This is a genomic window from Ruminococcus sp. RTP21204st1_B2_RTP21204_210225, from assembly GCF_040914135.1.
Lineage (GTDB): Bacteria > Bacillota > Clostridia > Oscillospirales > Ruminococcaceae > Hominimerdicola > Hominimerdicola aceti.
In genome coordinates, this window is sequence record NZ_JBCPGA010000065.1 from 1 (window position 1) to 8,753 (window position 8,753).

An 8,753-nucleotide genomic window follows, 5' to 3' on the forward strand; every position below is an offset into this window, starting at 1 on the left:
ATATTCAGGTCATAAGACCATGTATTGTCAGCCAGAACTCCCGAACCGCTCAGGTAAATATGCACGCTGCCTGTTACGACCGATTCCGTATCGCAAAGCTTTGTCTGTACCCATACATCTGTTGCAAAGGTTACTCCTTCTTCGGATGTGTTGGTTATCTCAAGAATGTTAAATCTTGCACAATCACCATCATATGTTGACTTAAAAGAAACTGTTTGCTTTTTGGTTCCGTTCAGGATCACCCTGTGTGTTCCTGAAGTCTTAAAGTTATACCAAGAATTATCGTACTGGTAAAGATCCCCGCCGATCTCCATTGTTCCTGCTGTAAGCAGATTGCTGTGATCGACAGTGGAACGTGTTGCAAACGTTCCGACCACCGTTACTTTATCGGCTTCGTTGGTCATGTTAAGTTTGCCAGAGCTTGCTCCATTCCCTGTGGTCTGTATCTTGTAATCTCCGGTTACCACAAGTTCTCCGCCGTTGACCTTTATCTCTCCGCCAGACTGCGTAAGATTTCCATTGACGGTCAATTTGTGTCCGTTCAGATCAAGAGTACCGCCGATAAGATTCATATCTCCGTTATATTCTTCATCAGCTTCTAACTTCCATCCAAGAACTCCTGAATTTTCAAAAGAAACATTACAGCCGTTCCTTACAAAAGCATTCGCATTAAGTGCTTGATTGAAATGAACTCCTTCTTCTGAAAAATTCTGAAGTTCAAGCGTTGCAAAATGCAGACCTGTACTGCTTCCGGCAATAGTCTGGAGGTCATCACCGCTAAGGATTGTTCTGTGATTTCCGGAAGCATAGAAATTTGAGTCGTTTCCGGATACTTGAGTAAAGTTTCCCTTCACTTCAAGAGTACCTTCGGTTAAATACCCACTATGAGAATAATAACTGCTGGTAATAAAATCTCCGCCGACCATAACATAGTCGTTTTCATTAGTCATATTCAGATATCCGTAGCCACCGGAATATGATACATTGCCGCTTGAATCAGTATTTTTCCTCTGAATCCTCAAATCGCCGCTTATGTCTACCGTTCCGCCATTGATCTTAAATGTTCCGTCGGAAAGTATTACGTTTCCATTCACATGAAGAGTTTGCTCATTCAGATTGAGCGTACCTCCGTTAATGTACAGATTTCCTACAGTGGTTTCTTCCCAAAGAGCTGTGTCTTTGGTAATAACCAGGTCTGTTATCACGGAAATATCGTCACTTGTTCCAGTCACTTCTCCGTCCTGGTTTACAGCTTCTACCGATATATTATAGGCGTTTGCCGCTTCAAGATCATTAAAAGTATATGTAGTTTCGGTAACATCTTCCTGAATCAACACAGAATCAAGATATATGTCATAAGAGCCATTTCCATTTGAAAACATATTATTCCAGGTCAATGTAACTGTTGTATCAGATTTGTTTTGACATACTAAATCTAAGCTATCAAAGACAGCAGATTCATTATCAATGTTTTCTGATGTTTGTACAAAATCTTCATCGCTTATTTTCAGAATAGAGGCATGTGCGGTTTCTGCAGCTAATGAGACAATAGCCTCTAATGGCAGCATAGTTACCGCAAGAAATACACACATACTTCGTGTTATTCTATTTTTCTTCATCTTCTTTCCTCCATTAAAGTATGTTTTCGCTGATTCCCTTATAAAGATCAACAATATTATCTTCATTGTCATATTCAGTGGACTGAATAAACAAATAATAGACTGGTGTTATAGGCTGCATGGCATTCTGTGTTATGTACTCGTCTAAAGTATTTTCAGCACATTCAATTTTCCTTATACTGCCTTCATGTCTGATTTTTACTGCATTGACAAGTCTAAAAACAGGTTTGAATTTAAAAGCGGAACTTTCACTGATTTTCTTATTCACTGGTATGAGAAATTCTATATCCGACACCTCGATGCCGGATATATATTTTTTCTCATGTACGGTAGCAGCGATATTTCCACATATTTTTAAATTCAAAGCGTCTGTATTTCTTTGTATAAATCCTATCATTTTATTGACATCAGATATTTGAATTCTGGTACGATAAGAAAGTACGTTTTCATATTGCAGTATTTGATTCTTAAAAATATGCATGATTTATCCATTAACCCTTTCTGAAAATAAAATTAAAAAGCCAATTCCACATAATAATTCTCCCTTCATCAAAATTATTTGCATTATATAATTTTAAAAAGAAGAATTCTATAAATTCGGAGTGAATGGTATTGATTTTGGAGTGAATGGTAAAAATCAAGTTATATTTTTTGTTCAAATATGTAAATAGAAGTTGAAATAAGTCTTTATTTCTATTGCCTTTATTTTGAATTTGTGATATAATAGAATCAAAAGCTAGATTATGTCACATTTCAGAAAGGAGCGTAAAAATGCGTATAGGCATCTGTGATGATGAAGTCGATTTTCATGAGACGCTAAAAGCTTTCATTGATAAGTATGCTATTGCCAAGGCAATACCTGTTATTTATTATGACTTTACTTCAGGAGAAGATCTTATAAAACACTTATTAGATTACAATGATATCGATGTTATCTTTATGGATTATCAAATGGACAAAATGAATGGACTTGAAACTTCTAAAAATATTCTCGAAAGGAACATTGATATTCCCATTATTTTTCTAACTAGTTTTCCAGAAATAGTTTATGATACCTTTAAGGTTAACACTTTCAGATTCCTTGTGAAACCTATAGACATAAAAAAACTAAGCGAAGCTCTTGATAATCTGCTCAAGCTATATTCAAGCGATAATTACATATTGGTTACCGCCAATGACGTGTTAAAACGATTAAATATAAATGATATATTGTATGTCGAAGCAAGAAATAAAGGTTCTCTTGTTCGTTTAAGAAACCAAACTTTGAGCTGTAGTGTATTGCTTTCTGACTTTCAAAATAAAATTCCTAACGACAGATTCTTCAGAAGTCATAAATCATTTTTAGTTGGATTTAAATATATCACCGAATTTAGTTCGTCAGAAATAGTGTTTTGCAACGGAGAAAAAGCAAAAATAAGCCGATACAGATTGAACGACTTCAAAAAATCGTATTTTGATTATATGAAGCGCTACATATTTGAGGTGCGCCTGCCATGAAAATATTAACAGGGATTTTCCTTTCCACGGCAAACATATTAATGCTACTCAGTAATTTAAAAATACAGACTGCCTTATTCCAAGAAGAATATAAAGTCACCAAAAAATTTTGTTCATTTCTAATAATTCTATTTTCAGCTTTGTGTACAGCAACATCATATATGGCATTATGTGATCCGATTCCGTTATGCTATATTTTTTTATTCGTTCTTGAATACATCTCTATAGCACTAATACCTGTTCTGGCTTTTAAGTGTAATATTAAACGTATAATTTACACAGCAATGTTTTTAATATTTTCCGATTCGTTGCTCAGCTCGGCTATATATGTGATTATTCGGATATCATTAAAAAATCTCGATAAAGATTTGTCTCACAGCATCATATCATTTGTCGCACAAATGATCATACTTATTTTTCTTTCGTTTTGTGAAAGCAAGGATTATTACAGAAGATTTCGCAAAAATCTATCGCTATTAAGTAACTCAATATTAATTCTCATCGTAATAATGTTGATTTTCCTTAGCGGACTAGCTGCAAGCCTTTCGGTAAGCACCGAACATTTAAATCTCAAGATGCTGTATATACAGGTTTTTACTGTGATCCTTGTAGTTTTGTCTTTAATTACAATAATTGTCCTTCTTATAAATTCTATATCCAAGAAGCATTTTGAGCAGACCGCTGAGCTGTCGGAAGAAAAAATGCAAAATCAACTTAAGTACTACATCATGCTTGATGAAAAAGATACAGAAATGAGAAAATTTCGTCATGATTTCAGAAAGCACATGATGTGTGTTATTTCTATGCTTGAAGAAGGTAGCTTTTCGGATGCTGAAAATTACATAAGAAAGCTTACAAATAAATTTAATGAGACTGTTCCGTCATATAAAACAGGTAACTATATAGCTGATTCCATACTTTCTGATAAAGCTCAGGAATGTAAAGACAAAGGAATCATATTTAAATTTACAGGTGTGATTCCTGAAAAAAATCTTAATCCCTTGGAGTTATGCACAATCTTATCAAATTCCCTTGACAATGCTATAGAAGCCTGCACCAAGATATCTGGAATGCCGACCAAAATAAGAATGGCATCAGACTTCAAGAACAATTATTGGTATGTCAAAATAGCAAACACTTCAAGCTCCGATATAAAAATAAGAAACAACAATGTCCTTACCACAAAGAGCGATCCTTTAAACCACGGCTTTGGTCTACAGAACATAAAGGATGTTGTTAATAAGCATAAAGGTGAATTCAAGATAGCTCAAACCGATGGGGAATTTACTCTTGAATTAACTATGAATTTAAAATAAAATATTGAAAGACGAAGTACAGATTTACTGCTATACTTCGTCTTTCAGCATTTAATACAATATGTCTCACGTCATAGTACATTCTATAAATATTTGTCAATTAACATGATTGTTCATAACTCTGCGACTGCTCATCCTTAATTCCAAGCGCCTGCCTTTTCTTTTGTATCATCCTCCGCAGCCTGCTGTCCACCGTCCGTCTGACCGACCTATACTTCTGCGTATAGTCATCTTCGATGCACCTACTGAGATTTGCAAACAAACCAAAGATCATATTGGCAAGCACAGCATTTTCAAACTGTGCCATATTGTTCAGCATATTCTGTGCATACTCGTTGCCATCGTTTGCGGACTTTGTAAACCATTCGATAGCTTGTTCCTTATCCTTTGTAAGTTCCGCTGCACCGAAAAGATAGATTCTGCCAAGCTGATAACTTGCCCAATGATTTTTGTCAGCACAATTTTCAAAATAATTGACAGCTTTTTGTATATCATACTTTTCTTTTTGCAAATAAAGTTTACCGAAAGTATACTGTGTGAATTCGTTATCTTCGGCTGACAGCAAATATTTCTCTGCTTTATCCAAGTCCTGCAACACGATATCGCCCTTGAAATATATCTTGCCGAGCTTGTAACAGGCAAAGGCATCTCCGCTGTCGGCGCACTCTGTAAGCATAGCGAGCCCTTTGTCGATGTCTTGATCTAAATGCTCACCCGAAATAAGTTCAAGGGCAAGAAAACGTTTTGCATTGATATTCTCAAGCTTTATTGCTTTTTCAAGCAGCTTTACAGCCTTTTCCTTATCCTGCGGAATATGTTCACCAAGCAGCAGTGCCTTTCCGTACTCGTACAACCCATTCTTGTTATTCATTTCTGCGGAGCCTTTGAAGTAATCTATAGCCCTATCCATATCAACGTCAGTACCAAGACCATTTTTAAACATAGAACCCAGTTTGTAATATAGGTTATCGTCAGCCTGATCCTTACTTTCGAGTTCAAGAAATCCCGATAATGCGTCCTTGTAATATCTCTGCGCGGTTTCTTCACTTTGAATTACATATTCGCCTTTACTGTACATCTGGGCAACAGCGTATGATGCATAAGGCTGTCCCTGTGCAGATGATTTCCGATACCAAAAAAACGCCTGCGACAGATCTTTCTCCACACCGCTGCCATAGTAATACAGATTTGCAAGGCTGAACTGGGCAAACTTGTTTTTCTGTTTTGCCGATCTTTCAAACCACTCAAAGGCCTTTTCATAATCCTGCTCTGTACCTAACCCATAGCAATGCATTTTGCCTATGCGATACCAAACGTAAGAACGCATATCCACAGGTTTCATGACCTGACCCTCATGTTTCGGTTCATAGGGGAGCATAAAATCTGAATCGGGTTCGATCTCCATAAATCCCTGCAATGCCTCGGCATAGTATTGATATGACCTTTTCTCATCTTTTGTACCAAGCTTTTCTGTGGAGTACAGCTTTCCCAGATCGTGAATGGCAAGAACATTGCCTGACTTTGATTCGGTAAGCAAAAGCTGTTCCGCATTTTGAAAATCCTCAAGCTTGGATTTCTTATTGTAAATCAGTTTACAGGTTTCTTTGTATGAATTACTCCATTTTAAATAATACTTACTTTTTGGAGTATCATCAACATCAACCGTTACTATATTTTCATAACTCCAAATGAAATCTTCAGCTGTAGGATCATCGTTATCTGAAAATATTACTTTGTCGCCTGCGAATTGTTCCGCTTCATCGAACTGTGGAAATATTTCTGCAGTTAAACTATCAGAGTCATCATTCTCAAATCGTTCGGTAGGTTCGGGTTCTTCGACTAATACATCAACTATGGGGTTATTCATATCAAGCACGGTTCTAATTATCATATTTCGCACAGGCTGAAAAACCTTATTGTCGGTAAGCGCAGGCAGTTCTTTTTCCTTTTGCGTATAGGTCTTGTATTTCAAACGCTCCAAGCTGCACCATTTTTCATAGAGCTGACGGACATTCTCATCCTTTGCAAGCTCAGAAAATATATTGTTTACCGTTTCCTTGACCTCCGGCGGAAGATATCCGTACACCTTTTTGCCTTTGACATTCTGTAACTGAGAATAAAGCTTTCGAACTAATTCTTCAAGCAGAGGACAATCAAAGTTGCCTTGACAAATATTATCAACTATATTTTCAAATTCTGTTTTGGATACAGCTTTCAATTCATCACGGCTTAAAGTCTGCTCCTGATAGATTGACTGTAAATCGTCATGAAATATATCGTTTGCAAAAGCTGAACGTATCTGATCTATGCCTTTAGTAGTCAAAAATCCCTGCTTTGGATTCGTTGAATACACAAGCAGATGAATGTGCGGATGATGAGTTGTGTCATGGAACGCAGCATACCATTTCAGATTGCAAATCGGTATACGCTGAGCATTTGCAATATCGGTAATATGCCTTTTAACAAGGTTTCGCCAAACGTCCGAGTTATCATAGCCGAGACGAATTGCGTCCTCACGGCGAAGTGAAACAACGTGTGACCAAACATTGCCTTTATGTTCAGCTATCTCATTTGCTGCCCGGTTTAGAATTATAGGCTCGTTCTTTTCGTTAAACAAGCCGTGCGAACCTCTCTTCTCAACGCCCGGACGCATAGCCATATACCCGACAAAATTCTGTCGGTTTCCAACCACGTCTGCATTGCGTTCTACTATCGTGCTTATCAATTCACCGGCATTCTCAATGGTCGGCTCTCTTTCATAGTCCTCATACTCAAGGTATCTTTTGGATTCAGGAAAGTCGTTTATCAGGTCGTTAATAAGCTGCTCTTGATTTTTAGTTGCATTGGCATTTCTGTCAACAAATTTTTGACTTCGTATCTCGACTGTTTCACGGGTAGCAATATACTTTGTATAGTTCCTGCGTTTTGTTTTATTTTTCTGATTTCCGCTTTTCAGATAACGGCTCGTAACGATAAGCTGCGACATTTTACACCTTCCTTATGATAATAAGCACCACAAAGTTACATTTCACTACATTTCACCAAATAATTTTGACATTTCACAGCACGATGTATTCTTATATGATATAATATTATTAGTTGTGACATATCACTGAAAATCCATTTTGTTTCTTGGGTGCTTGGTCTTTAAGATCTCTTTTTGCTTTGACGATGTAACGTGCGTGTAGATCTGTGTCGTGGTTATCGAACTGTGACCCAACATTCTTTGTATGTAACGAATGTCCACGTCCTCTTCCAAAAGCAGAGTCGCAAACGAGTGACGGAACATATGGGGCGTTATGTGCATTTCAACACCGCATTGATTGCAATATGAACTCAGCATATTTCGTACCGATTGCTCTGTCATTCTTCTGCCGAGCTTATTGACGAAGAAGTACCCTGACACGGAGATATTATCTTCAAAAAGAAGTCTGTACCTTTTAAGTATGCTGAGCACAGCCATATTTTCTACCGGTATAAGGCGTTCTTTTGAACCTTTGCCGTAAAACTTAACGGAGCGTCCTAAAAGATCAACATTTTCCGGTTTAAGAGTACATATCTCAGCTATCCTTGCACCTGTAGCAAAAAGCAATTCAATTACAGCGGCATTTCTGACGGCACATTTCATTTGGTAGGCACTTTGGGCTGAACCTATCTGCTGATAAGAAAAGGAAATTATCTTAGCGATCACGTCGAGAGGTATCGTTTTGGGCAGCAGCACAGGCTCTCTGATCGAAGTTTCGAGCTTATCGAATGGATTAAAATCCATGTAGTCTTGCAGCAAAAGAAAGTGGATAAAAGCTTTTAGAGTAGCAAGCTTACGCTTTACGGTTTTTGGTTTGTACTTTTTATTCAGGCACTCGATGTAATCCCACAATGCTTGTTTTGAAAGCGTATCGGAAAACAGTGCATACTGCGAAAGGTCGATTTTGTATGCACGCACTGTCTTTTCGCTAAGCTTTTTATGGTAACGGCAGTAATCGAGAAATTGGTCTACAAAAGGTCTATATTCAAACATCAAAACAGCTCCTTAAAATTTTATTAGGCAAAGCAATTTAGTCAACATTCACAAAAAGCATAAAGGCTTACGAATAAATTTGCTTTTAAACCTACCTTATATTATATCAGAGTTGTTCGCAAACGACAAATTTCGACAATTTGTGAGAATTTACAAAAATCTTGGAATGTGATTGACTTTTATGTAAGAACGTGATATGGTGTTATGTGTGAGATGATTATTGAAGGATAACTATAAATTATCAAATACTAACACAATATTCGGAGAGAAAAAATCAATGGCCAACATAAATGAACTAACCCC

General features: G+C 37.0%; 5 protein-coding genes and 1 pseudogene. 2 read left to right on the plus strand and 4 right to left on the minus strand.

Annotated elements, in window-relative coordinates; genetic code table 11:
* Both AB5123_RS13215 and AB5123_RS13220 read right to left on the minus strand, forming a co-directional pair.
* A pseudogene (locus tag AB5123_RS13215) lies at positions 1-1,619 on the minus strand (hypothetical protein); the annotation flags it as partial.
* A 13-nt stretch (positions 1,620-1,632) separates the two neighbouring features.
* The gene (locus tag AB5123_RS13220; RefSeq protein WP_368364936.1) at positions 1,633-2,016 is read right to left on the minus strand and encodes a hypothetical protein; all 384 of its coding nucleotides are present in this window, start codon (positions 2,014-2,016) and stop codon (positions 1,633-1,635) included.
* A 374-nt stretch (positions 2,017-2,390) separates the two neighbouring features.
* Here AB5123_RS13220 and AB5123_RS13225 point away from each other — a divergent pair, with 374 nt between their 5' ends.
* Together AB5123_RS13225 and AB5123_RS13230 are read left to right on the plus strand one after the other, a co-directional pair.
* Positions 2,391-3,116 carry a LytR/AlgR family response regulator transcription factor gene (locus AB5123_RS13225; RefSeq protein ID WP_368364937.1) on the plus strand — a complete coding sequence of 242 codons (726 nt, stop codon included), beginning with the start codon at positions 2,391-2,393 and terminating at the stop codon, positions 3,114-3,116.
* Positions 3,113-4,432: a sensor histidine kinase gene (locus AB5123_RS13230; protein ID WP_368364938.1), complete on the plus strand. Its 1,320-nt coding sequence runs from the start codon at positions 3,113-3,115 to the stop codon at positions 4,430-4,432. Before AB5123_RS13225 ends, AB5123_RS13230 begins: the two co-directional genes overlap by 4 nt.
* Before the next feature lie 100 nt (positions 4,433-4,532).
* Here the strand turns inward: AB5123_RS13230 and mobP3 are convergent, their stop codons facing one another.
* Positions 4,533-7,418: a MobP3 family relaxase gene (mobP3, locus tag AB5123_RS13235; RefSeq protein WP_368364939.1), complete on the minus strand. Its 2,886-nt coding sequence runs from the start codon at positions 7,416-7,418 to the stop codon at positions 4,533-4,535.
* A 123-nt stretch (positions 7,419-7,541) separates the two neighbouring features.
* On the minus strand, positions 7,542-8,450 hold the full coding sequence (locus AB5123_RS13240) for a tyrosine-type recombinase/integrase (protein ID WP_368364940.1): 909 nt from the start codon (positions 8,448-8,450) through the stop codon (positions 7,542-7,544).
* Between the last annotated feature and the right edge of the window lie 303 nt (positions 8,451-8,753).